This is a genomic window from Serratia sp. PL7 (assembly GCF_945957435.1).
Window position 1 is genome coordinate 252,450 of sequence record NZ_CAMFLB010000001.1, and the last position, 23,859, is coordinate 276,308.

The window sequence follows — 23,859 nt, forward strand, 5'->3', positions numbered from 1 at the left end:
ATTGTTTATTCATCTAACGGGCATCAATAGCGTGATCGGGGTGATGCCCAGGGCGTGGGAGAGGCGCATGGACTTCAGTAAACGGCAGTTTTTGCAGCAGCTGGGCGTGTTGACGGCGGGGGCTTCGTTGATCCCCGTGGCGGAGGCCGGGCTGACGTTAGCGCCGACGCGGCGCGAGGGAGATGCGAGCCGCCGCTACGCGATGCTGATCGATCTGCGGCGTTGCGTCGGGTGCCAGGCCTGTACCGTGAGCTGCGCCATTGAAAACCAGACGCCGCACGGCGAGTTTCGCACCACGGTAAACCAGTACCAGGTCAGCCTCGAAGGTGAAGCGGTGGCGACCAACGTGCTGCTGCCCAGGCTGTGCAACCACTGCGACAACCCACCCTGCGTGCCGGTGTGCCCGGTACAGGCCACTTTCCAGCGTGAGGACGGGATCGTGGTGATCGACAACACGCGCTGCGTGGGGTGTGCCTATTGCGTGCAGGCCTGCCCGTACGATGCCCGCTTTATCAATCACGCCACCCAAACGGCGGACAAATGCACCTTCTGCGTGCATCGGTTGGAGGCGGGATTGTTGCCGGCGTGCGTGGAGTCGTGCGTGGGGGGAGCGCGGATCATCGGCGATATGCGCGATCCGCACAGCACGCTGAGCAAGATGCTGCGGCGCCACGAGGCCGAGATCAACGTCCTCAAGCCGGAGAACCAAACCGCGCCCCATGTGTTTTATCTGGGGCTGGATGACGCCTTCGTCACTCCGCTGCCGGGGCGGGCGCAGGTTGCCTTATGGGGGGAGGGACGATGAGTCGCCAACTGATGATCGCAGAAGTGCTGGGCCAACCGCAGGCGGTGAGCTGGCTGCCGTGGGCCGTGCAATATTTCTTCTTTATCGGCATCGCTGCCTGTGCTGCGCTGCTGGCCTGCGTGTGGCGCTGGCGCGGTGGAGATAACGCCACGCATCTGGAGCGCATGGCGCTGTTTATTGGGCTGACGTGCGCCATCACCGCACCGCTGGCGCTGACTGCCGACCTGCATCAAACCGCCCGCTTCTGGCATTTCTACGCCTACCCGACGCCCTGGTCGTGGATGCCGTGGGGCGCGCTGTTCTTGCCGCTCTTTACCCTGCTGATCGGCCTGTGGTTTCTCGCTCTCGAATTTGCGCGGCTGACGGGCAGGCCGGTTGCGCTGCTGCGTGGGATTGCGCCCGCTTGCGCGCTGGTGGCTATTGGCCTGCTGTTGTACACCGGGCGTGAGGTTTCCGTCGTGCGTGCCCGCCCAATCTGGTTCAGCTACGCATTTCCGATCGTGATGTTCCTCAGCGCGCTGCAGGCGCTCTTGGCCTTGCTGCTGCTGACATTGCGCGAACGGCCCGGTCTGCAGGCGCCGCTGGCGCGCGGGATGCTGCTGACGTTACTGCTGCTCGGCGGGGCGATCCTGCTGTGGGTATGCGGCGATACGTTATCCGGCGCGGCGGTACGCCACTGGCTGCAGACGCAGGCGATGGCGCGCCGGTATGCCGTGGGATGGATTGCGCTGTGGGGGCTGACGCTGGCGTGCGCCGCTTGGGCCGGCTCTCGGCGCTTGCCGCGCGGCGGTACGACGCTGCTGGTGGCCGGCGCACTGGGGCTGAGTTGGCTGATGCGCTGGACGCTGTTGATCGAGGTGCAAACCATCCCGAAATACAACGCGACGTATTCCCCTTATAGCCTGCCGCTCGGCACCGATGGCTTGCTGGCGATCGTCGGCACTTTCGGGTTGTGGCTGGCGTTAATGATCATGGTGCGTGAAGCACAGGCGTTTTTACTGCGGAGAAAACAACATGGCTAAACTCACCCGGCGTCAGTGGTTGAAAGTGGGCCTGGCCTTCGGTGGATTGTCCGCCTTTGGCCTGAGCTATCGCGAGGTCGCCAAACGGGCGATCGACGGCTTGATTCACGGCACTTCAGGGCGGGTGACCCTGGATCGCATCAACGGCAACTCCCTGCCGCCCGAAGGGCGGGCAATGCCGGAATGGCAAGGCAATCCGCAGCAGGCCATCTCGATGACCCAGTGTTTCGGCTGCTGGACGCAATGCGGCGTGCGGGTTCGGGTGGACAGGCAGACCGACCGGGTATTGCGCATTGCCGGCAACCCTTATCATCCGCTGTCTCAGGAACGGCACGTCGACTCGGCCTTGCCGCTGCAGGACGCGTTGGCGCAGCTGGGCGGCGAAAGCGGCCTCGATGCCCGTTCCACCGCCTGCGCCCGCGGCGCCACGCTGTTGGAGGGGCTTTACAGCCCGCTGCGGGTGCTGGAGCCGATGAAGCGCGTCGGCAAACGTGGCGAGGGCAAGTGGCAGCGCATCAGCTTTGAGCAGTTGATCGCTGAAGTGGTGGAAGGCGGCGATCTGTTCGGCGAAGGGCATGTGGAGGGCCTGCGGGCGATCCGCGATCTGGAGACGCCGATCGATGCCCGACAGCCGGGGCTGGGGCCGAAAGCCAATCAGCTGCTGGTGACCAACGCCGGTGACGATGGGCGCGACGGCTTCCTGCGGCGTTTCGCTCAGAACAGTTTCGGCAGCAAAAACTTCGGCGCGCACGGTGCTTACTGCGGGCTGGCCTACCGTGCCGGTTCCGGTGCGCTGATGAACGATCTGGACAAAAATCCGCACGTAAAACCCGACTGGGAACAGGTCGAATTCGCGCTGTTTATGGGAACCTCGCCCGCGCAGTCCGGCAACCCGTTCAAGCGCCAGGCTCGGCAACTGGCCAGCGCCAGATTGCGCAGCGAGTTCCGTTATGCGGTAGTGGCGCCGGCGCTGCCACTGACCACCACATTGGCGGACGATCATGGCCATTGGATCCCGATATTGCCGGGCACCGACTCGGCACTGGCGATGGCAATGATCCGTTGGATCCTCGACCACCGGCGTTATCAGGCCGATTATCTCGCCATCCCGTCGGAGGCCGCCATGCAACGCGCCGGCGAGAAGAGCTGGACCAACGCCACGCATTTGGTGATCGCCGAGAGCGAGCATCCGCGGGCGGGGCAGCATCTGACGCTGGCCGATCTGAATGGCGCCGGGTCGGCGTCGCCGTTGGTGGTCAACGGCGCGGGGGAACTGGTGGCGGCCGAGGCGTGCGACAGCGCCGAGCTGTGGGTAAGCCGTACGGTGACGCTGCACGACGGCGTGCAGGTGGGGGTGAAAAGCGGCTTCCAGTGTTTGAAAGAGGCCGCCGACAAGCTGTCGCCGGAGGCGTACAGCCGGCAATGCGGCGTGCCGGTGGCACGCATCGCGGCACTGGCCGAGGCCTTTACCGCCCACGGGCGCAAGGCGGCGGTGATCGCCCATGGCGGGATGATGGCGGCAAACGGGTTTTACAATACCTGGTCGGTGATGATGCTTAACGTGCTGATCGGCAACCTGAGCCTGGCGGGGGGCGTGTTCGTCGGCGGCGGAAAATTCAACGGCTTCGCTGAGGGGCCGCGCTATAACCTGGTCGAGTTTCCCGGCCTGGTAAAACCGAAGGGGCTGAATATCGCACGCAGCAAGGCCGCCTATGAAACCTCCGACGAGTACCGCGAAAAAGTGGCGGCGGGCGTTTCCCCCTGGCCGGCCAGGGCGCCCTGGTATCCGTTCGTCGCCGGGCAACTGACCGAGCTGCTGACATCGGCGTTGGCAGGGTATCCGTACGGGCTGAAAGCCTGGATCTCGAACATGACCAACCCCTTGTACGGTATCGCCGGGTTGCGTAGCGTGGCGGAGGAACGATTGAAAGATCCGGCGCGTTTGCCGCTGTTTATCGCTATCGATGCGTTTATCAACGAAACGACGGCGCTGGCCGACTATATCGTCCCGGACACCCATAACTTTGAGAGCTGGGGGTTCAGCGCCCCCTGGGGCGGCGTCGCCAGCAAGGCCACTACCGCGCGCTGGCCGATAGTGACGCCGGCGACCGCGAAAACGGCGCAAGGGCAGCCGATTTCCATGGAGGCGTTTTGCATCGCCGTCGCTAAACGCCTGGCGCTGCCGGGGTTCGGCGATCGCGCTATCGGCGACGGCCAGGGCGGGCTGCTGCCGCTCAACTGCGCCGAGGATTATTATCTGCGCGCCGCCGCCAACGTGGCGTTTGCCGGCAAGGCGCCGGTGCCGGCCGCGAGGGCGGACGAACTGACGCTGAGCGGTGTCGATCGCTTGTTGCCGCAGCTTGCGCAGACGCTGCGCGCCGATGAAATCGACCGCGTGGCGTTTATTTACAGCCGCGGCGGCCGGTTCGCCGTTCACGACAGCGGCCGCCGCGACGGCAGCGTGGGCAACCGCTGGGAGAAACCGCTGCAGATCTGGAATGCGGAAGTGGCGAAGCACCGGCATGCGATCACCGGTGAGCGTTTCAGCGGCTGCCCCACCTGCTATCCGGCGCGTTTGTCGGACGGCCGCGCGGTGGAAGCGCTCTACCCTGAGCAGCAGTGGCCACTGCGCCTGATGTCCTTCAAATCCAACGTGATGAGCAGCTCCACCGCGGTGATCCGGCGCCTGCACGACGTGAAACCGGTGAACCTGGTGGCGCTGAATCCGGCAGACGGGGCGCGTTTCGGCATTCAACACGGCGACCGGGTACGTATCAGCACGCCGGGCGGCAGTCGAGAGGTGCAGATCAGTTTACTGGCAGGCGTGATGCCCGGCGTGATCGCGGTGGAACACGGCTACGGCCACCGGGAGATGGGGGCCAGTCAGCACTACCTGGACGGTGAACCGCTGGCGATGGATGAGCGCATTGCCGCCGGCATCAACCTCAACGATTTGGGCTTTGCCGATCCGACGCGCGAAGTGCCGAATACCTGGCTGGATTGGGTGACCGGAGCGGCGGTGCGTCAGGGGATCCCTGCGACCATCGTCAAGCTTTCCGCGTAGGCGCAGCCGTAAATCTGCTGTGGCTGCAGGTGGGGGTGTTAAGCCTGCGTCAGCAGCTGCAAAAAGCGGCTCAGCGCGGTAAAAGGCGGTTCGCTGTTGCGCCAGAAGACGCCCACGCTGCCTTTCTGCTCTATCTTCGGCAGATTCAGGATCGCCAGCTGCCCCTGGCTGGCATAACGCTGCGCCAGCCGTAGGGAAAGAATGGAGATCATATCGCTGCTTTGCAGCAGGTTGGTACTGACGTTCATGGATGCCGATTCAACCGTGTTTTCGGGCAGCATCACGCCGTTATCCGCCAGCGCATTATCAATGCTGAGGCGGATGGGCGTGCCGGTCGGCCAGACAATCCAGCGCCAGTGGGTGAGATCGCGCCAGCTGAGGGAGGCGGATTCTGCCAGCGGATGGTGAGGGCGGGCAACAAAGCATACCGGTTCGGTGTAGAGCACTTGATAGTTGAGCGGCAGTTGCAGCGCCCGCCCGCCAACGCGGCCCACGACGACGTCCACCGCGCCCGCGATCAGATCGTGCAGCAGCGGGGTCATCACCTTTTCCTCAATATTGAGATGCAGCGTTGGCATTTCCTGCAGCAGGCTCAATATGGCCTGCGAAACGCAGTCGGTGGCGACCGGCGAACAGCCGATTTTCAGGCTTCCCACCAGCCCGCCTTGCTTAAAGCGGGCGATTTCAGACTGCGAACGCTCGAGATCGTTGACCAAGCGCTGCGCATGCTGAAGCAGCAGTTTCCCCCCCTCGGAGGGGCGCAGTCCTTTGCTATGCCGCTCAAACAGCGTGATCCCAATCTCATCTTCGAGCTGTGACAACCATTTTGACAGAGCGGGTTGGGAGATGTTCATCATCCGGGCAACGTGGGTCAGATTTCCCTGCTCACCCAACGCCACCAACATTTGCAGATGGTGAAGTTTCATTTTCTGCGCCCAGTTCGCCATTTGCTATAACCCTCCGGTTATGTCTCTGCCTGAAAAGCCATTGTACATTTTATCGCTAAGGATACAAATTCGTAACATACCTAAAACAAGACAGACATCTCCCTACCTGCACCGAGGCGCTCACTATGACTCAACGGCGTGATTTACAAGCACTGATCGATGCTGCTCCCATCGGTAAGACGCAGTGGCGCGTTATCATCTGCTGCTTTTTGGTGGTGATGTTCGATGGTTTTGACACCGCCGCCATTGGTTTCATCGCACCCGACATCCGTACCCAATGGCAACTGACCGCCGGCGAACTGGCACCGCTGTTTGGCGCGGGGCTGCTGGGGTTGACGGCGGGCGCACTGCTTTGCGGCCCGCTTTCTGACCGCTTTGGCCGCAAGCGCGTCATCGAACTTTGCGTGGCGCTGTTTGGCACGCTGAGCCTGATTTCGGCCTTCTCCCCCGATATGCCAACGCTGGTCATTTTACGTTTTCTCACCGGCCTGGGGTTGGGGGGCGCGATGCCGAACACCATCACGATGACCTCTGAATATCTGCCTGCTCGCCGCCGTGGTGCGCTGGTCACGCTGATGTTCTGCGGTTTCACGCTCGGTTCAGCCCTGGGCGGGATCGTCAGCGCCCAACTGGTGCCGGTGATGGGGTGGCACGGCATTTTGGTGCTAGGAGGCGTTTTGCCGCTGATGCTCTTTGTGGTGCTGCTGTTTGCCCTGCCGGAATCCCCGCGCTGGCAGGTCCGCCGCCAACTGCCGCGCAAGGTGATTGCCAAAACGGTCAGCGGCATCACCCGAGAGTGCGATGAAGAGACCCATTTTTACCTCAACGAAGCCGCTACGGCGGCCAAAGGGAGCATCAGCCCGCTGTTTGCCGGCCGCCAGCTGCGCATTACTCTCATGCTCTGGGCGGTTTTTTTTATGAGCCTGTTGATTATCTATCTGCTCTCCAGTTGGATGCCGACGCTGCTTAACCATCGCGGTATAGATCTGCAGCATGCCTCTTGGGTGACCGCCGCTTTCCAGATGGGCGGAACGTTGGGGGCGCTGGGGCTGGGCGCGTTGATGGACAAATACAATCCCTTCCGGGTGTTGGCGGCGAGCTACGCCCTGGGCGCCGCGTGTATCGTCATGATTGGTCTGAGCGAGAACGGCCTGTGGCTGATGGCGCTGGCCATCTTCGGCACCGGCATCGGCATCAGCGGTTCGCAGGTTGGGCTGAATGCCTTGACCGCCACGCTCTATCCGACACAAAGCCGGGCGACCGGCGTCAGCTGGTCCAATGCCATTGGCCGCTGCGGCGCGATTGTCGGCTCGCTTGCCGGCGGCGTGATGATGGCGATGAATTTCTCATTCGATACGCTATTTTTCATTATTGCCGTGCCGGCGGCGATCAGTACGGTGATGTTAATGCTGCTGACGGCTGTTGTTCGCCAGTCTGCTCCAGCCCCTGATACGTTGCCTCGCGCAGCGTCGTGAATGAAAAGGAGAATCCCTATGCCTGAACGCAATCAGGATGTTAATCCCAGCCGCCAGCAGTTCTACCGGCATATTTCCGGGCAGAACCTGACCCCATTGTGGGAGTCGCTGCACCATTTGGTGCCGCAAACGCCGAATGCAAACTGCGCTCCGGCTTACTGGAACTATCAGGCGATTCGCCCGCACCTGCTGGCCAGCGGCGAGTTGATTGGCGCCAAAGAGGCGGTTCGCCGCGTGCTGGTGCTGGAAAACCCGATGCTGCGCGGACAGTCCTCCATCACCCCGACGCTGTATGCCGGATTGCAGTTGATCATGCCGGGCGAAGTCGCGCCGAGCCATCGCCATAATCAGTCGGCATTGCGTTTTATCGTCGAAGGGAAAGGGGCATTTACCGCCGTTGACGGTGAACGTACGCAAATGCATGAAGGCGACTTCATTTTGACGCCGCAGTGGCGCTGGCACGATCACGGTAATCCCGGCGAGGAGCCGGTGGTATGGCTGGACGGGCTGGATCTGCCGCTGGTGAACCTGCTGGGTTGCGGTTTCGCGGAAGACTATCCGCAAGAGCAGCAGCCCGTGACGCGCCAGGAGGGGGATTATTTACCGCGCTATGCGGCCAATATGCTGCCGCTGCGCCATCAGAAAGGCAACTCATCGCCCATTTTCAACTACCGCTACGATCGCAGCCGGGAAGCGCTGCACGACCTCACCCGCATGGGGGACGCCGACGAGTGGGACGGCTACAAGATGCGCTACGCCAACCCGGTGACCGGCGGCTATCCCATGCCCTCGATGGGCGCCTTCCTGCAGCTGCTGCCGAAAGGCTTTTCCTCACGGAAGGCGCGCACCACGGACAGCACCATTTACCACGTGGTGGAAGGGCGCGGCCAGGTCAGCATCGGCAGCGAAACCCTTCACTTTTCGGCAAAAGATATCTTCGTGGCGCCGACCTGGTTCGACGTGTCGTTTCAAGCGGACGAAGACACCGTGTTATTCAGTTTCTCGGACAGGCCGGTTCAGGAAGCCCTGGGACTGTTCCGCGAAGCACGTTATTAATTTGGGAGAGACAAAATGACGCAATACGTATTTGCACCGCAAGCCCCTGTGACGGTTCCTGTTGTGGGGAGTGATAAACAGTTTCCCGTGCGCCGTGTCTACTGCGTCGGGCGTAACTATGCTGCGCATGCCCGCGAAATGGGCTTTGACCCGGATCGTGAGCCACCGTTTTTCTTCTGCAAGCCTGCCGATGCGGTGGTGCCGGTGGCGGCCGGCGAAACGCTGGCGTTGCCGTATCCGTCGCAAACCGACAACTATCACTACGAAATCGAACTGGTGGTGGCGATTGGCAAACGGGGGAGCGATATTCCGCTGGACAAGGCGCATGAATACATTTGGGGATATGCCACAGGCCTGGACATGACCCGCCGCGATCGGCAGATGGACATGCGTCAGATGGGGCGCCCATGGGAAATCGGCAAGTCGTTCGATCTTTCTGCGCCCATCGCGCCATTGCATAAAGCCGGCGACAGCGCCGACGTGAACAACGCGCCTATCTGGCTGCAGGTCAACGGCAGCGATCGCCAGCGCAGCGACATCCGCCATCTGATCTGGTCGGTGAATGAAACCATCAGCTATCTGTCCGGCTTTTTTGAGCTGCAGCCCGGCGATCTGATTTTTACCGGGACGCCGGAAGGGGTGGGCGCGGTGGTGAAAGGCGATGTGATTACCGGCAATGTAGAGGGGCTAACCCCAATCGCCGTGAAGATTGTCTGAGCCGATTCAGAGGTGAATGATGAAGCTGTACAGTTTCTTTAATAGCTCAGCGTCCTACCGCGTGCGCATTGCGCTGGCGCTGAAAGGCCTCCATTACCAGACGGTGGGGGTCAATATTCGTATCGGGCAGCAGAATGAGCTGGCATATCGGCGAATGAACCCGGTCGGGCTGGTGCCGACGCTGCTCACGGACGACGGTGAGTCTCTCAGCCAGTCGCTGGCGATTATTGACTGGCTGGATCGCCATTTTCCTCAGTCGCCGCTGTTGCCGGCGGCCGACCCGGCGCGCAGCCGGATACTGGAAATCGTCTATGTTATTGCCTGCGATATTCATCCGGTAAATAACCTGCGGGTTTTACGCTACCTGAGTGAAGAGCTGAAGGTGAGTGAGGAAGAGAAAAAACGCTGGTATGCGCACTGGATCCGCCAAGGGCTGAGCGCCGTAGAACAGCTGTTGCTCCAGAGGCCGCCAGGACCCTTCTGCGTTGGCGATACCCCGACGTTGGCGGATTGCTGCCTGATCCCTCAGTGGGCGAATGCCCTGCGGATGGGGTGCGACCTGAGCGGGTACCCGCGCTGTAAAGCGGTTTACGACGCCTGTACTCGTCTCCCGGCGTTCATCGCCGCGGCGCCCGAAAACCAACAAGACAAAATCTCAGCCTGAGCCCGAAAGGAGGAAAACAATGGCTAAAGTGATGCGCGCAATTATCGTCGGGGGAGGCATTGGCGGCGCAGCGACTGCGCTCTCGCTGGCTCGCCAGGGCATTAAAGTGATGTTGTTGGAAAAGGCGCACGAGATTGGTGAGATTGGGGCGGGTATTCAGCTCGGCCCCAACGCATTTTCCGCGCTGGATAGCCTGGGTGTGGGCGGCGTAGCGCGTCAGCGCGCCGTCTTTACCGATCACATTACCCTGATGGATGCGGTCAATGCCCAGGAGGTGGTGCATATTGAGACCGGGCAAGCATTTCGCGGTCCCTATGCGGTTATCCATCGGGCGGATATCCACGCCTCTGTTTGGGAAGCGGTATTGACCCATCCGGATGTGGAATACCGTACCTCAACGCAGGTGGCGGGTATCAGCCAAACGGTGGACGATGTGACGGTATTTGATGAGCAGGGCAATCGCTGGACGGCGGATATTCTGATCGGCTGCGATGGCGTGAGGTCGGTGGTGCGGCAGTACCTGCTGGGCGATGCGCCGCGGGTGACCGGACATGTGGTTTACCGCGCCGTGATTAATTGCGATGAGATGCCGGAGGATTTACGCATTAACGCGCCGGTACTGTGGGCGGGGCCGCATTGCCATCTGGTGCATTACCCGCTGCGCGGCGGGAAGCAGTATAACCTGGTGGTGACGTTCCATAGCCGTCAGCAGGAGGAATGGGGTGTGAAGGAGGGCAGTAAAGAGGAGGTACTTTCCTATTTTTCCGGTATTCACCCGCGTCCGCGCCAGATGCTGGATAAGCCGACCTCATGGCGCCGCTGGTCAACCGCCGATCGTGAACCGGTGGAGAAATGGGGCAACGACCGTATCACGCTGGTGGGAGACGCAGCGCACCCGGTGGCACAGTATATGGCACAGGGAGCCTGCATGGCGCTGGAGGATGCGGTAACGCTGGGTAAAGCGCTGGAAGAGCATGGAGGGGATGCGGCAAAAGCGCTTGCCCTGTACGAGTCGGTACGTATTCCACGCACGGCGCGCATCGTCTGGTCAACCCGTGAGATGGGCCGTGTTTATCATGCCGCAGGCGTTGAGCGCCAGGTGCGTAATCTGTTATGGAAAGGCAAATCTCAGGCGGAATTTTATCGCGGAATGGAATGGCTGTACGGCTGGAAAGAAGAAAACTGCCTGCAGCCGCGCTGAGAGAGAGGCCCTGCCCAGGCCTCCGCTAGCGCATGGGCCAAACCGGTGCGGCCTAATCCTCTCAATATGCAGACGAAAAAAAAACCTGCTGTAACAGCAGGTTTTCTTAAATTTGGTCGGCATGAGAGGATTATGTGCATCTTCGATGCTTGCCCTGCGGGCCGTTGCTAAAGCAACGTGGTCTCACTACGTTCGGCTCAAACCTCCTTCGGAGATTCTCATCCTCTCGACGTGCAGACGAAAAAAAACCTGCTGTAACAGCAGGTTTTCTTAAATTTGGTCGGCATGAGAGGATTCGAACCTCCGACCCCCGACACCCCATGACGGTGCGCTACCAGGCTGCGCTACATGCCGACGCTATGAAAAATCATACTACCGATTCCCGATGTTAATGCAAGCGCCTCGCCACTTGATTGCTTTAGTTTTAAGCAGTTAGTTGGCGATAAAGCGTTTTACATCGGTCAGCACCTGCAGCAGCAGAGCAAGCTGCGGTTTCTCGTCTTTTATTTCTTCGCCGTTCTGATCGTAGACGCGATAGTTGCCGCTGTTGTCCAGCATCAGCGTCTGCGTCGGCGTAGTGATCACCAGCTGATTGCCATCGCCGGTGGCGATCCAGTCGTTGCGGCGCTGGGCGGTGAACAGATCTTCGCCCTGCGAATAGTCTTTCGGCGCGGTTTTCACGTGCAGCAACCGTTGCATCAAGGTGCGCATCACGTCGTTATGGCCGGTCAGCTTGCTGATGGTCTGCGCTGGGGTGCCCGGCCAGTGGATCACCAACGGCACCTGCAGTTGCGCCTGGTTGAAGGCAGTGCCGGCGCCCCATTGGCCTTTGCCGCTGTCGTTGAATTCGACGCCGTGTTCGGCGGTGATCACCACCACGGTTTTGTCCAGCAGACCGCGCTGTTTCAGGGTATCCAGCACCTGGGCTATCTGGGCATCCACGTCTTGCGCGCCGGTGCGATAGCGTTGGATAAAATCGGCCGGCGCCGGGGTTTTGTCGCCTTCGGCCGGCTCGGCGCCGCTGAAGTTGATATAGGAGAACCACGGCTCTTTGCCGCCCTGATCCGTCAGCCAGCGCTGCCATTGCTGCGTGGTTTGCGCGTCGCTTTGCGGCGCCGGCGTCGGCAGCGAGAAGTCGGTCAACAGGGCCTGGCGGTACAGGCTGGCGTTGAAACCGTCGGAAGAGAACAGCCCCAGTTGGTAGCCCTGATCGCCGAGCGCGTTGAGCAGCGCCGACGGCTTGCGGCCGGCGAGCACGCTGTCCAGATAGGTCGGAGAAATGCCGTAGAACAGGCCGAACAGCCCGGTGTCGGCATGATTACCCGAGCTGTAGTGATCGCTGAAGCGCACGTTTTCCTGGGCGAAGCGCGTCAGCGCCGGCATGTCCTGCGCCACGTCTTTGGCGCGAATGCCGTCCACCACGATCATCAGCAGGTTATAGCCGCTGCCTTTATCGCCGTAGCTGAGATCGCTGAGCGGATACTCCACCGCCACCGCTTCCGGGTTGCCCTGTTGCATCAGGCGGCGCTCATACTCTTGCTGGTCGAGCAGGCCGTGTTTTTCGAGGAACTTGCGCGCGGTCATCGGGTACGAGAGCGGCAGATTGGCTCGCTGCATGGTGATCGGGCGATAGAAGTTGGCGTCAGCCCAAATGTAAATCAGGTGCGACGCGAAAAAGGCGCTGATAAACAGCGCCGCCAGCGGTTTGCCGAAGCGGCGGCGGTTCAGGCTGCGCAGCTTCTGCCAGCTCCAAGTGCCGAACAACATCTCCACCAGGAAGATCACGGGCACGCAGATAAACATCAGCTGCCAGTCGCGCGACAGCTCACTCTGGTCCGGGTTGACCACCAGATCCCACACCACCGGATTGAGGTGCAGGTGGAAATGGGAGAACACTTCGCTGTCGACCAGCAACAGCGTGAGCCCGATGGTGGCCAGCGCGGCGGAAATAAATCGCAGCAGCCGCTGCGACATCACCACGAAGGTGAGCGGGAAGATCACCAGCAAATAGCCGGCGAACACGATAAAGCTGAAATGCCCCAGCAGGCTGACAAAGGCATAGACCCGGCCCAGCAGGGATGCGGGCCAGTCGGTAACAAACAGGTAGCGGCTGCCCAGCCCAAGGGCGAGCAGGATGTTGAATAAGGCGAACCAGTGCCCCCAGCTGATCATCTGGGAGACTTTTTCACGATAACGCTGACGGTTTGTCACCATAAGTCAATATTAATGTGCTTTGTCTTCACGGACAGAAGCCTGCAGGGCTTCCGCGAACGATCTTGCCAGGGTTTTCCGCTGCGCGGGGGCAACGCTGGTGTTGATCAAATTAGTGACCATGTTGCCCAGCACCATCAGGGAAAGATCGGTGGGGGTATGGTGTTTTTCCAGAACATTGACCAGCTCTGAGAGCAGTTGTTCAACGTGTTCGTCACTGTAACGGGATGATTGTGGCATAAAATTGCGCTTAGTAATCTGCAAAGTGCCCTATCTTACCGTATAGGGCAGTGATTTTCCGCTCTTTTATCACTTCCTGTCATTTGGGGAAGGGGGCGCCCGTGGCGGGGCTGCTCCTCGCAGCGCCTTTCCGGTTTGCCGCGGTTTTTAGTATTGCAGGTCGGGGCCTTCAGTGTTTGAATACGCGCCTAAAGAACAGGAGGATTTACCATGAGTCTGGATATCGACCAGATCGCTTTGCATCAGTTGGTGAAACGCGACGAGCAAACGCTGGACGTGGTGCTGCGCGATTCCTTGCTTCCTACCAACGCGGCGGTGGAAGAAATGATGACGGAACTGCATCGCGTCTACAGCGCCAAGAGCAAGGCCTTAGGCCTGTTCAACGAAGGTAGCGAGCTGGCGGAAGCGCTGCGCACCTGCCGCAAGGACGATAAGGACTTTCTGGCCTTCAGCCGCGCGGCGACCGGCCGCCTGCGCGACGAACTGGCGAAGTATCCGTTTGCCGAAGGCGGCGTGGTGCTGTTCGGCCAATACCGTTATCTGGCGGTGGAGTACCTGCTGATCGCGGTGCTGAACAGCCGTAACAGCATGCGCGTCAACGAAGAGCTGGATATCAACACCACGCACTATCTGGACATCAACAACGCCGATATCGTCGCGCGCATCGATCTGACCGAATGGGAAACCAACCCGGAATCGACCCGCTATCTGACCTTCCTGCGCGGGCGCGTAGGCCGTAAGGTCGCCGACTTCTTCATGGATTTCCTGGCGGCGTCCGAAGGGTTGGACACCAAGGCGCAAAACCGCGGGCTGCTGCAGGCGGTAGACGACTACTGCGCCGATGCGCAGCTGGACAAGAACGAGCGCCAGTCGGTGCGCCAGCAGGTGTACAGCTACTGCAACGAACAGCTGCAGGCCGGCGAAGAGATTGAACTGCAGGCCTTGTCGCAGGAGCTGTCGCCGCTCGGCGAGAAAGACTTCATGCAGTTCTCCAGCGAGCAAGGGTATGAGCTGGAAGAGAGCTTCCCGGCGGATCGCGGCACGCTGCGCCAACTGACCAAATTTGCCGGCAGCGGCGGCGGCATCAGCCTGAACTTCGACGCCATGCTGCTGGGCGAACGCATTTTCTGGGATGCGGCCACTGACACGCTGACCATCAGAGGCACGCCGCCGAACCTGCGCGATCAGCTGCAGCGCCGGACCGGCAGCGGCAAGTAAGCGTGCCGAATCGCAGACAATAAAAAACGCCGCAATTGCGGCGTTCTTTATTTCGGCGTCCCGAAAGGTTCGAAAACGTAGCGATTAAACGCGAACGAAGTCGATGTGAGCCAGTTTTGGCTTGAACGGGTGACGCTGTACAGCCTGAACCTTAACTTTGGTTTCTTTACCGTCGATAACCAGAGTTACTGCTTCGCTGTAGAATTCTGGTTTAGCTTCCATGTTCTTAACAGAATCATGGTCCAATTCGATGGAAACTGCAGCTTCTTTGCCACCGTAAACGATAGCTGGGAATTTGTTTGCTGCACGCAGGCGGCGGCTCGCACCTTTACCCTGGTCTTTACGTACTTCTACATTGATAGTGAACATTGTTTTTTCTCTTAAAAGAAAATTTACCCTGCTACAGGCGACCCAAGTAGCAAGTTCGGAAACCCGCTTTAACGCTGGGCAGGCCCAGGTAAAGCGCGCGGCATTTTAACGGAAAGCCGCCCGCAGGGCAACGAAAACCTGCCCAGGTTGGGGACAGTTCGCTCAGGCCAACTGATTGGCGCGGCGGAAACGGCCTTGATAATCGAACACTTTCTCACGCACCTGCCAAAACTGCCCGCGCTTGCGCGCCACCACGAAATCCGGATGGCGCAGCGCCTGCTGTTGCGCCAGCACGTCGGCGGCGGTGTGCCAGGCGAACGGCACGCCCGGCGCGCGCTGATGCGGGCGCAGGAACAGCATCTCGAACGCTTTGCGCTGCGCCGGCGTCTGCAGGCGGAAGCGCTCGCTGGTGCTGGTGCCGTCCTCGTCGTAATAGGTGGCCTTCAGCCATTCGCCCTTGTCGTCGCGGCCGCTCTGCAGTTCCATGCCGCCGCAGCGCAGCACCAGCGCGTCTTTCAGCTTCAGCGCCGCCTTCAGCATGTCATCGGGATCGACCAACACTTCCTGACATTGATGGCAGCGGCGTGCGGCGATATCGTTCTCCGCGCCGCAGTGCGGGCAACTCTTGAACCGGAAGCGGTAATCGCACTGCTCGCGGTGGCCGTCGTCGTCCTCCAGCCAGCCCTGGCAGCGGCGGCCGTAGTGCTCGATGATATCGCCGTTCTCGGTGCACTTGCCCCAGAACAGGTTGGCGAAGCCGCAGGCCGGGCAGAATACCTGCACCGGCTGGCTGTCGCCGTGCGGCTTGCTGACGCCGACCTCCGGCGTGAACAGATCGTGCGGGTTGCCGGCGTAGTCGAGGATCAGGCAATCCTTTTTGTTGGGCGCCAAACGCAGCCCGCGCCCGACGATCTGCTGGTACAGGCTGACGGACTCGGTGGGGCGCAGGATCGCGATCAGATCGACGTGCGGCGCGTCGAAACCGGTGGTCAATACCGCGACGTTGACCAGATAGCGCAGCCGCTGCTGTTTGAACGCGTCGATCAGCGCATCGCGCTCGGCGGGCGGCGTTTCGGCGCTGACCAGCGCGGCTTCGCCGTTCGGCAACAGGCCGTGGATCTCGCGGGCGTGTTCGACGGTGGCGGCGAAGATCATCACGCCTTTGCGATCCTCTGCGTACTCCACGATCTGGCTGATGATGTGCGGCGTGACGCGGTTTTGCCGCTTCAGCTCGCGGTTCAGATCCGCTTCGCTGAACAGGCCGTTGCTCCTGGCCTCCAGCCGGCTGAAGTCATATTGCACGATCGGCATATCCAGCCGCTCAGGCGGCACCAGGAAGCCGTTCTTAATCATGTAGCGCAGCGGCAGCTCGTAGATGCAGTCGCGAAACAGACTGGCGCCGTCGCCGCGGGTGAAGCCATGGTAGTGATACTGGTAAATCCAGCCCTTGCCCAGTCGGTAAGGCGTGGCGGTCAGCCCCAGCAGCCGCAGCTGCGGGTTGGTTTTCTGTAAATGCTGGATGATTTGCTGGTACTGGCTGTCGTCGTCGTCGCTGATGCGGTGGCATTCATCGACGATCAGCAGCGAAAAGGCGCCGTCGAACAGCGGCAGGTTGCGCGCGACGGACTGTACGCTGCCGAACACCACCTTGCCGGCGCTCTCTTTCTGCTGCAGGCCGGCGGCGAAGATATCCGCTTCCAGGCCGTAGGCGCAGTATTTGGCGTGGTTTTGCGCCACCAGTTCCTTGACGTGCGCCAGCACCAACACCCGCCCGCGGGCGCGCTTCGCCAGCTCGGCGATCACCAGGCTTTTGCCGGCACCGGTCGGCAGCACGATCAGCGCCGGTTCGGGGTGCCGCCGGAAATGGTTGATGGTGGCTTCGACCGCTTCCAGTTGGTAGGGGCGTAGGGTAAAGGCCATAAATGAACGCCGTAGGTTGGAATGGGCCGCCGGGAACCGGTTTTGTCACCTCTGTTCCCACAGAAACCGTGACATTTTACGTGCCGGGCGGCCGAAAAATTTCTATTATTATGCCTTCTGCGCGCGCGCGGTGCGAGAAGCGTGAAAATTACCCCTGTCGGGCAACGCGTTGTACCGCTATACTCGTGTGACAGCAATCGCTGTTCCCCCACGCGATTTCCCCCCTGAACCTGCCATTTGCACCCGGTGCAACGGCGGGCGTCATATTTTGGCAATACGATCAATGCGATCATAACAACGACAGGCAAAGCAGATCCCATGCGATTGGACAAGTTTTTATCTCAGCAGTTAGGCATTAGCCGTGCGCTGGTTGCGCGCGAACTTCGGGCTAAACGCGTCACCGTGGACGGTGAGGTGGTGAAGAGCGGGGCTGTCAAACTGACCCCGGAGCAAGAAGTGGCGTTCGACGGCAATCCGCTGCAGCAGCAGAACGGCCCGCGCTATTTCATGCTCAACAAACCGCAGGGTTACGTCTGTTCCACCGACGATCCCGATCATCCGACGGTGCTGTACTTCCTCGATGAGCCGGTCGCGTACAAGCTGCACGCCGCCGGGCGGTTGGATATCGACACCACCGGGCTGGTGCTGATGACCGACGACGGCCAGTGGTCGCACCGCGTCACGTCGCCACGCCACCACTGTGAGAAAACCTATTTGGTGACGCTGGAGCACCCGCTGGCGGAAGACACCGCGCAGCGTTTCGCCGAAGGGGTGCAACTGCACAACGAGAAAGATCTGACGCGGCCGGCGACGCTGGAGCAGGTCGACGAGCACGTGGTGCGCCTGACCCTCAGCGAAGGGCGCTACCACCAGGTGAAGCGGATGTTCGCTGCCGTCGGCAATCGGGTGATCGAGTTGCACCGCGAGCGCATCGGCGCCATCGTGCTGGATGACGATCTGGCGCCGGGCGAATACCGCCCACTGACCGAAGAAGAGATCGCCAGCGTGGGCGCGCCGCACCTGCAGGACTGATAACCGATCATCGATTGCGGCCGATTAAGGAGTCGTGGAACGTGCAACAGAACCGAACCTCTCATCTCGGTTTGATTTTCATTCTGGGCCTGTTGTCCATGTTGATGCCGTTGGCCATCGACATGTACCTGCCCAGTATGCCGGTGATCGCCGCCCAGTTTGGCGTCGAGTCCGGCAGCGTGCAGATGACGCTCAGTGCCTATATGCTCGGCTTTGCCTTCGGGCAGCTGTTCTATGGACCGATGTCGGACAGCATCGGCCGCAAGCCGGTGATCCTGTGGGGTACGCTGATCTTCGCCATCGCCGGCTGCGCCTGCGCCATGGCGCAATCGATCGATCAGCTGATCGGGCTGCGTTTCCTGCACGGTTTGGCCGCCGCCGCCGCCAGCGTAGTGATCAACGCCTTGATGCGCGACATGTTCACCAAGGACGAGTTCTCGCGCATGATGTCGTTCGTCATTCTGGTGATGACCATCGCGCCGCTGCTGGCGCCGATGATCGGCGGGGCGCTGCTGCTGTGGTTCAGTTGGCACGCCATCTTCTGGACCATGGGCGCCGCGGCGTTGATCGGTTCACTGCTGGTGGCCCTGTTCATCAAGGAGACGCTGCCGAAAGAACGGCGACAGCGGTTCCACCTGCGCACCACGCTGGGCAATTTCGGTTCGCTGTTCCGCCACAAACGGGTGCTGAGCTACATGCTGGCCAGCGCCTTCTCGTTCGCCGGCATGTTCTCGTTCCTCAGCGCCGGGCCGTTCGTCTACATCGAACTGAACCACGTTTCGCCGCAACACTTCGGCTACTATTTTGCGCTGAACATCGTGTTCCTGTTCCTGACGACGCTGATTAACAGCCGCAACGTGCGGCGGTTCGGCGCGGTCAAGATGTTCAAGCTGGGGCTGCTGGTACAGCTGGCGATGGGGCTGTGGCTGCTGGCGGTGAGCGCTGTCGGTCTGGGTTTCTGGGCGCTGGTGATCGGCGTTGCGGTCTATCTGGGGTGCATCGCGATGATCTCCTCCAACGCCATGGCGGTGATCCTGGATGATTTCCCGCATATGGCGGGCACGGCTTCTTCCTTGGCCGGTACGTTGCGCTTCAGCATCGGTGCGCTGGTGGGAGCGGTGCTGTCGATGGCGCCGGGCAAAAGCGCCTGGCCCATGGTCACCTCGATGGCTCTGTGCAGCATCGTGGCGGTGCTGTTCTATGTTTACGCCAGCCGGCCGCGCGATCGCGCAGCCTGACGTTCTCCCGATTCGGGGCGTTTTGCCCCGCATCGCCTTAGGGTTGCGCCTTGCCATTTCAGGGTGCAACTGGCAATGAAAAATTTGTTGCTAAATATACGCAAGCTAATTAATTGGCCGTTTTCCCCTCTGTGTGTTTTTTGTTAAAAAATTCCACCGCCGCATCGCCTAATATTCCTCGGGAGGCGCAGCGTTCTGCCGGCTGAGTGCTGCGGATGGTTTGTATTAGGATTGATGTAAATCAAGGCATTAGCAGGGGAGGCTGCGCCAACGTGGCGGGCTAAATGTTTCTTCATTGTAAAAATATGGCGTCTGAAAAGTAGTCGCATTGCAAGAAAAAAGAGTTGAGATCGCTGCGGGAAAGGGTTACATATAACGCAAAAATGCGAGCTGAGTCGCAAAATGCCGTGAAATAACACCGCACGGCGCGCCAAAAAATGGCACGGCATCGGCAAGCACGGGGTCAGGTTAATGGCTAGCGGCAAAATTTACATTTAAATAACATTTGTGCGCGGCAGAGTCGGGAGTCAGCGGCTATAACTTAGTAACCCTGTCAGGTAAAAGTGTTTCACCTTTTCAATCTAGGGATTTCATGTGGAGAGTATCCAACTTTCGGTAGTGCATCGCTTGCCGCAAAGTTATCGTTGGCTATCCGGTTTCACCGGCGTGAAGGTCGAACCGATTCCGTTTAACGGAATAGACGAAGATAACAACCTGATTGGTCTGAAGTTACTCAGCCATGAAGGGGCCGAGGCCTGGCAGGTCATGCAACAGCTCAATCTGTCGCTGCAGGAGATTCAGGTCGACTGCGCGATTGTTGAATGGGAAGGGGAACCTTGCCTGTTCGTGCAGCGCAGCGACGAGAGCGCCACCATGTGCCGCCTGAAAAACGTCGGCGCCGCGATCGCCGAACCGCTCAGCGCGCAATACCCTTTCTAAATTCGCCGCTAGTCCGCCAACTGCAGCAGTTGACGGGTATAGTCGGCGGCGGGCGCCGCGAAAATCGCCCGGCAGTCTCCCTGTTCAACCACTTCTCCCTGTCGCAACACGATGACCTGGTGGCATAGCGAACGCACCACCTGCAGGTCATGGCTGATGAACAGATAAGCCAGCCGGTGGCGTTGCTGCAGCGATTTCAGCAGCGTCAGGATCTGCGCCTGCACCGATTTATCCAGCGAAGAGGTCGGCTCGTCGAGGATCAGCAACTGTGGCTGCAGGATCAGTGCACGCGCGATGGCGATACGCTGGCGCTGGCCACCGGAAAACTCGGTGGGATAGCGGTGGCGCAGCTGCGGGTCCAGCCCGACCTCCTGCAACACCGCGATCACGCGCTGTTCCCGTTGCTCGGCGGTAAGCCGCTGGTGCACTTCCAGCCCTTCGGCGATGATCTGCTGTACGTTCAGGCGCGGGTTCAGGGCGGAATAGGGATCCTGGAAGACGATTTGCATTCGGCTGCGGTAGGGCAGCATCTGCTTCATCGTGAGCGGGTGCAGCGGTTCGCCGTCGAACCAGATGGCGCCCTGAGAGGCCAGCAGGCGCAGCAGCGCCAGCCCGGTGGTGCTTTTGCCCGAGCCGGATTCTCCCACCAGCCCCACGCTTTCCCCGGCGCGCAGCTCGAAACTCAATGACTTCAACGCATAGTGATAATCCACCGTGCGGCGCAGCAGGCCGCGGCGAATGGGGAAGCGCACCTGCAGATCTTCCACCTTGAGCAGCGGCCGCTCGTCGCCGGGGCGCCTGTTGGCTGCGGCAGGCAGCGGCAGCGGTTCACCGACGTCCTCGGCGGCCAGCAGCTGCTGCGTGTAGGGATGTTGCGGGCGGCTGAACAGCTGCGTGCGGGCGTTTTGCTCTACGCAGCGCCCCTGACGCATTACCGCCACGTTATCCGCCAGGCGGCGCACGATATTCAGATTATGGGTGATAAACAGCAACCCCATGCCCATCTCCTGCTTCAGTTCTTGCAGCAGCGTCAGGATCTGCGCCTGGATAGTAACGTCGAGCGCGGTGGTGGGTTCGTCGGCGATCAGCAGTTTTGGGCGGGTCAACACCGCCATGGCGATCATCACCCGCTGGCGTTCGCCGCCGGACAGCTGATGCGGGTAATCCTGCAGCCGGCTCTTGGCCTGACGGATGCCGACGCGTTCCAGGCACTCGACGATCTCTGCGCGCGCGGCTTCGCGCCGCAGGCCGCGGTGCAGCATCAACACTTCCGCCAGCTGTTTTTCGATGGTGTGCAGTGGGTTAAGCGACACCATCGGCTCCTGAAAGATCATCGCGATCTGATTGCCGCGCACCTTGCGCAGCGCCGCTTCCGGCGCATGCAGCAACGAGTCGCCGTTGAACAGGATATCGCCGGCAGGGTAAACCACCGGCGGTGCGGGCAGCAAGCGCAGTATCGACAGGGCGGTGACGCTTTTGCCGGAGCCGGATTCCCCTACCAGCGCCAGCGTTTCCGCCGGCGCGATTTGCAGCGAGAGTTCGTTGACCACCGGCGTGACGGTGTCGCCCTGGCGGAAGGCGATGCTGAGATCTTGAATTGCGAGCAAAGGAGTGGCCATATCAATGCGCCTTGCTGGGGTCAAAGGCGTCGCGCACCGCTTCGCCGATAAAGATTAATAACGACAGCAGCACTGCCAATACCAAGAAGGCGGTGATACCGAGCCACGGCGCCTGCAGATTGTTTTTGCCTTGCAGCAGCAATTCGCCGAGCGACGGCGAGCCTATCGGCAGCCCGAAGCCGAGGAAATCGAGCGACGTCAGGGTGGTGATCGAGCCGCAAAGGATAAACGGCAGGAAGGTCAGCGTCGCCACCGTGGCGTTAGGCAGCATATGGCGGGACATGATCACGCGATCCGGCACGCCCATGGCGCGCGCGGCGCGGATGTAGTCAAAGTTGCGGGTGCGCAAGAATTCGGCGCGCACTACGCCCACCAGGCTCATCCAGCCGAACAGGATGGTGATGCCGAGCAGCCACCAGAAATTGGGCTGGACGATGCTCGACAACAGGATGATCAGAAACAGCGTCGGCATGCCCGACCACACTTCGATAAATCGCTGCCCCCACAGGTCGAAACGCCCGCCGTAATACCCCTGGGTCGCGCCGACGCACACGCCGATCAGGCTGGAAAACAGCGTCAACGCCAGGCCGAACAGCATCGAGATGCGAAAACCGTACAGAACACGAGCCAGCACATCGCCGCCGTTGCTGTCGGTGCCCAGCAGGTTATGGCGCGAAGGCGGCGAAGGGAAGGGCACCTCGGTGGCGAAGTTGATGGTGTCGTAGCTGAAACGGATCGGCGCCCAGACCGCCCAGCCGTGCCGTTCGATCTGCCGCTGGACGAACGGATCCTGATAGTCGGCCTCGGTGTTCAGCTCGCCGCCGAAGGCGGTTTCGCTGTAGCTAATCATAAACGGCAGGTATAACCGGCCTTCATAACGCACCAACAGCGGTTTGTCGTTGGCGATCAGATCGGCGGCCAGACTCAGGGTGAACAGCACCAGAAAGATCCACAGCGACCAGTAGCCGCGGCGGTTGCGGCGAAAACGCGCCCAGCGCGCCTGGTTGATCGGGCTAAGGCGGCTCATTGGCGGGCCTCGAAGTCAATGCGCGGATCGACCAGGGTGTAGGTGACATCGCTGAGGATGTTCAACAGCAGGCCGATCAAGGTGAAGATATACAGCGTGCCGAACATCACCGGGTAGTCGCGCTGCAGCGTGGCGTCGTAGCCCAGCAGCCCTAGGCCGTTGAGCGAGAACATCACCTCAATCAGCAGCGAGCCGGTAAAGAACATGCTGATAAAGGTGGCCGGAAAACCGGCGATCACCAGCAGCATGGCGTTGCGGAACACGTGGCGGTACAGGATCTTTTTTTCGTCCAACCCTTTGGCGCGGGCGGTGGTGACGTACTGCTTGCGGATCTCATCAAGGAACGCGTTTTTGGTCAGCATGGTCAGGGTGGCGAAGCCGCCGATCACCGTCGCCAGCACCGGCAATGTGATGTGCCAGAGGTAGTCGGCGATCTTCGCCGGCCACGAGAGGGTGTCGAAGTTGCTGGACACCAGGCCGCGCAGCGGGAACCAGTCGAGGTAGCTGCCGCCGGCGAACAGCACGATCATCAGGATAGCGAACAGGAAAGCCGGAATGGCGTAGCCGATGATGATCAGCGTGCTGCTCCAGGTATCGAATGCGCTGCCGTTGTGGACGGCCTTGCGGATGCCGAGCGGGATCGACACCAGATAAATGATCAGCGTGCTCCAAAGGCCCAGCGTGATGGAGACCGGCAGGCTCTGCCTAATCAGTTGCATCACCGAAGCGCCGCGAAACAGGCTGTCGCCGAAGTCGAAGCGCATATAGTTCCACAGCATGGTGAAGTAGCGTTCGTGCAGCGGTTTGTCGAAGCCGTACCGTTGGGTGATCTCGGCGATCACCTCCGGATCCAGGCCGCGCGAACCGCGATATTGGCCGTCGCCTGCCGCGATGCCCGTCCGGGCATGGCCCAGGCCTTCGCCGACACCGCCGCTGCCAAAACCGCTGCCGTGCCCCAGCTCGATGGCGGCGATGGCCTGATCCACCGGGCCACCGGGCGCGATTTGCACGATAAAAAAGTTGATGGTGATGATCGCCCACAGCGTGGGGATCACCAATAACAGTCTGCGTATCAGATAGGCCGCCATTCCGACT

The 23,859-nt window shown here is 60.7% G+C and carries 20 protein-coding genes, 1 tRNA gene and 1 other RNA gene; 12 read left to right on the forward strand and 10 right to left on the reverse strand.

The genetic code is table 11. From position 1 onward, the window contains the following. Positions 1-67 precede the first annotated feature (67 nt). From ttrB to ttrA, 3 genes are read left to right on the forward strand one after another with little or no spacing between them, the layout of a single operon-like run. Positions 68-805 (forward strand): tetrathionate reductase subunit TtrB, encoded by a 738-nt coding sequence (gene ttrB, locus N6G83_RS01255; RefSeq protein WP_049208488.1) that lies wholly within the window; start codon positions 68-70, stop codon positions 803-805. After that, positions 802-1,827, forward strand: a complete 1,026-nt coding sequence (ttrC, locus tag N6G83_RS01260) for a tetrathionate reductase subunit TtrC (RefSeq protein WP_193403046.1) — start codon at positions 802-804, stop codon at positions 1,825-1,827. The genes ttrB and ttrC overlap by 4 nt, the downstream gene beginning before the upstream one ends. Beyond that, entirely contained in the window at positions 1,820-4,891 is a 3,072-nt protein-coding gene (gene ttrA, locus N6G83_RS01265) for a tetrathionate reductase subunit TtrA (protein ID WP_197771040.1), read from the forward strand. Before ttrC ends, ttrA begins: the two co-directional genes overlap by 8 nt. Before the next feature lie 38 nt (positions 4,892-4,929). Here the strand turns inward: ttrA and N6G83_RS01270 are convergent, their stop codons facing one another. Next, positions 4,930-5,838, reverse strand: coding sequence for a LysR family transcriptional regulator (locus N6G83_RS01270; protein ID WP_147824042.1), 909 nt, complete (start codon positions 5,836-5,838; stop codon positions 4,930-4,932). Positions 5,839-5,963: 125 nt separating this feature from the next. On the opposite strand from N6G83_RS01270, the gene N6G83_RS01275 reads away from it, so the two are divergent. The 5 genes from N6G83_RS01275 to N6G83_RS01295 are packed head-to-tail and all read left to right on the forward strand — an operon-like array spanning position 5,964 to position 10,951. Then, entirely contained in the window at positions 5,964-7,313 is a 1,350-nt protein-coding gene (locus N6G83_RS01275) for an MFS transporter (protein WP_025303618.1), read from the forward strand. Positions 7,314-7,331: 18 nt separating this feature from the next. Then, complete coding sequence (gene gtdA, locus N6G83_RS01280) at positions 7,332-8,369, forward strand: gentisate 1,2-dioxygenase (protein WP_049208494.1); 1,038 nt, start codon at positions 7,332-7,334, stop codon at positions 8,367-8,369. 15 nt (positions 8,370-8,384) lie between these two features. Next, positions 8,385-9,086: a fumarylacetoacetate hydrolase family protein gene (locus N6G83_RS01285; RefSeq protein WP_060447936.1), complete on the forward strand. Its 702-nt coding sequence runs from the start codon at positions 8,385-8,387 to the stop codon at positions 9,084-9,086. 19 nt (positions 9,087-9,105) lie between these two features. Continuing rightward, positions 9,106-9,750, forward strand: coding sequence for a maleylacetoacetate isomerase (gene maiA / locus N6G83_RS01290; RefSeq protein ID WP_025303615.1), 645 nt, complete (start codon positions 9,106-9,108; stop codon positions 9,748-9,750). 19 nt (positions 9,751-9,769) lie between these two features. Continuing rightward, a complete protein-coding gene (locus tag N6G83_RS01295) occupies positions 9,770-10,951 on the forward strand; it encodes a 3-hydroxybenzoate 6-monooxygenase (RefSeq protein WP_260514399.1) in 1,182 nt (393 codons plus the stop codon). A gap of 113 nt (positions 10,952-11,064) precedes the next feature. Here the strand turns inward: N6G83_RS01295 and N6G83_RS01300 are convergent. The 4 genes from N6G83_RS01300 to N6G83_RS01315 all read right to left on the reverse strand — a co-directional run bounded on the left by N6G83_RS01300 (position 11,065) and on the right by N6G83_RS01315 (position 13,402). Continuing rightward, a non-coding RNA gene (locus tag N6G83_RS01300) (RtT sRNA) lies at positions 11,065-11,193 on the reverse strand. A 35-nt stretch (positions 11,194-11,228) separates the two neighbouring features. Next, positions 11,229-11,305 (reverse strand) — tRNA-Pro (locus N6G83_RS01305). Positions 11,306-11,383: 78 nt separating this feature from the next. Then, the gene (gene yejM / locus N6G83_RS01310; protein ID WP_025303564.1) at positions 11,384-13,165 is read right to left on the reverse strand and encodes an LPS biosynthesis-modulating metalloenzyme YejM; all 1,782 of its coding nucleotides are present in this window, start codon (positions 13,163-13,165) and stop codon (positions 11,384-11,386) included. Between the two features lie 9 nt (positions 13,166-13,174). Next, entirely contained in the window at positions 13,175-13,402 is a 228-nt protein-coding gene (locus tag N6G83_RS01315) for a YejL family protein (RefSeq protein WP_004935782.1), read from the reverse strand. A gap of 210 nt (positions 13,403-13,612) precedes the next feature. Between N6G83_RS01315 and yejK the strand changes: the two genes are divergently transcribed. Further along, positions 13,613-14,620, forward strand: a complete 1,008-nt coding sequence (gene yejK / locus N6G83_RS01320; protein ID WP_025303563.1) for a nucleoid-associated protein YejK — start codon at positions 13,613-13,615, stop codon at positions 14,618-14,620. An 84-nt stretch (positions 14,621-14,704) separates the two neighbouring features. On the opposite strand, the gene rplY is transcribed toward yejK, so the two are convergent. Next, positions 14,705-14,989, reverse strand: a complete 285-nt coding sequence (gene rplY, locus N6G83_RS01325; RefSeq protein ID WP_019453645.1) for a 50S ribosomal protein L25 — start codon at positions 14,987-14,989, stop codon at positions 14,705-14,707. A gap of 162 nt (positions 14,990-15,151) precedes the next feature. After that, positions 15,152-16,909, reverse strand: coding sequence for a DEAD/DEAH box helicase (locus tag N6G83_RS01330; protein ID WP_043136446.1), 1,758 nt, complete (start codon positions 16,907-16,909; stop codon positions 15,152-15,154). A gap of 318 nt (positions 16,910-17,227) precedes the next feature. On the opposite strand from N6G83_RS01330, the gene rsuA reads away from it, so the two are divergent. The 3 genes from rsuA (at position 17,228) to N6G83_RS01345 (ending at position 20,118) form a co-directional block, all read left to right on the forward strand. Then, a complete protein-coding gene (gene rsuA, locus N6G83_RS01335; protein WP_025303560.1) occupies positions 17,228-17,941 on the forward strand; it encodes a 16S rRNA pseudouridine(516) synthase RsuA in 714 nt (237 codons plus the stop codon). A gap of 41 nt (positions 17,942-17,982) precedes the next feature. Further along, on the forward strand, positions 17,983-19,179 hold the full coding sequence (locus N6G83_RS01340; protein WP_025303559.1) for a Bcr/CflA family multidrug efflux MFS transporter: 1,197 nt from the start codon (positions 17,983-17,985) through the stop codon (positions 19,177-19,179). Positions 19,180-19,773: 594 nt separating this feature from the next. Then, entirely contained in the window at positions 19,774-20,118 is a 345-nt protein-coding gene (locus N6G83_RS01345) for a YejG family protein (protein WP_004935763.1), read from the forward strand. Between the two features lie 8 nt (positions 20,119-20,126). Here N6G83_RS01345 and yejF read toward each other — a convergent pair whose 3' ends face one another. From yejF to N6G83_RS01360, 3 genes are read right to left on the reverse strand one after another with little or no spacing between them, the layout of a single operon-like run. Further along, positions 20,127-21,737 (reverse strand): microcin C ABC transporter ATP-binding protein YejF, encoded by a 1,611-nt coding sequence (gene yejF, locus N6G83_RS01350; RefSeq protein WP_260514402.1) that lies wholly within the window; start codon positions 21,735-21,737, stop codon positions 20,127-20,129. Position 21,738: 1 nt separating this feature from the next. Continuing rightward, on the reverse strand, positions 21,739-22,764 hold the full coding sequence (locus tag N6G83_RS01355; RefSeq protein WP_025303557.1) for an ABC transporter permease: 1,026 nt from the start codon (positions 22,762-22,764) through the stop codon (positions 21,739-21,741). Then, complete coding sequence (locus tag N6G83_RS01360; protein WP_049208502.1) at positions 22,761-23,852, reverse strand: microcin C ABC transporter permease YejB; 1,092 nt, start codon at positions 23,850-23,852, stop codon at positions 22,761-22,763. Before N6G83_RS01360 ends, N6G83_RS01355 begins: the two co-directional genes overlap by 4 nt. Between the last annotated feature and the right edge of the window lie 7 nt (positions 23,853-23,859).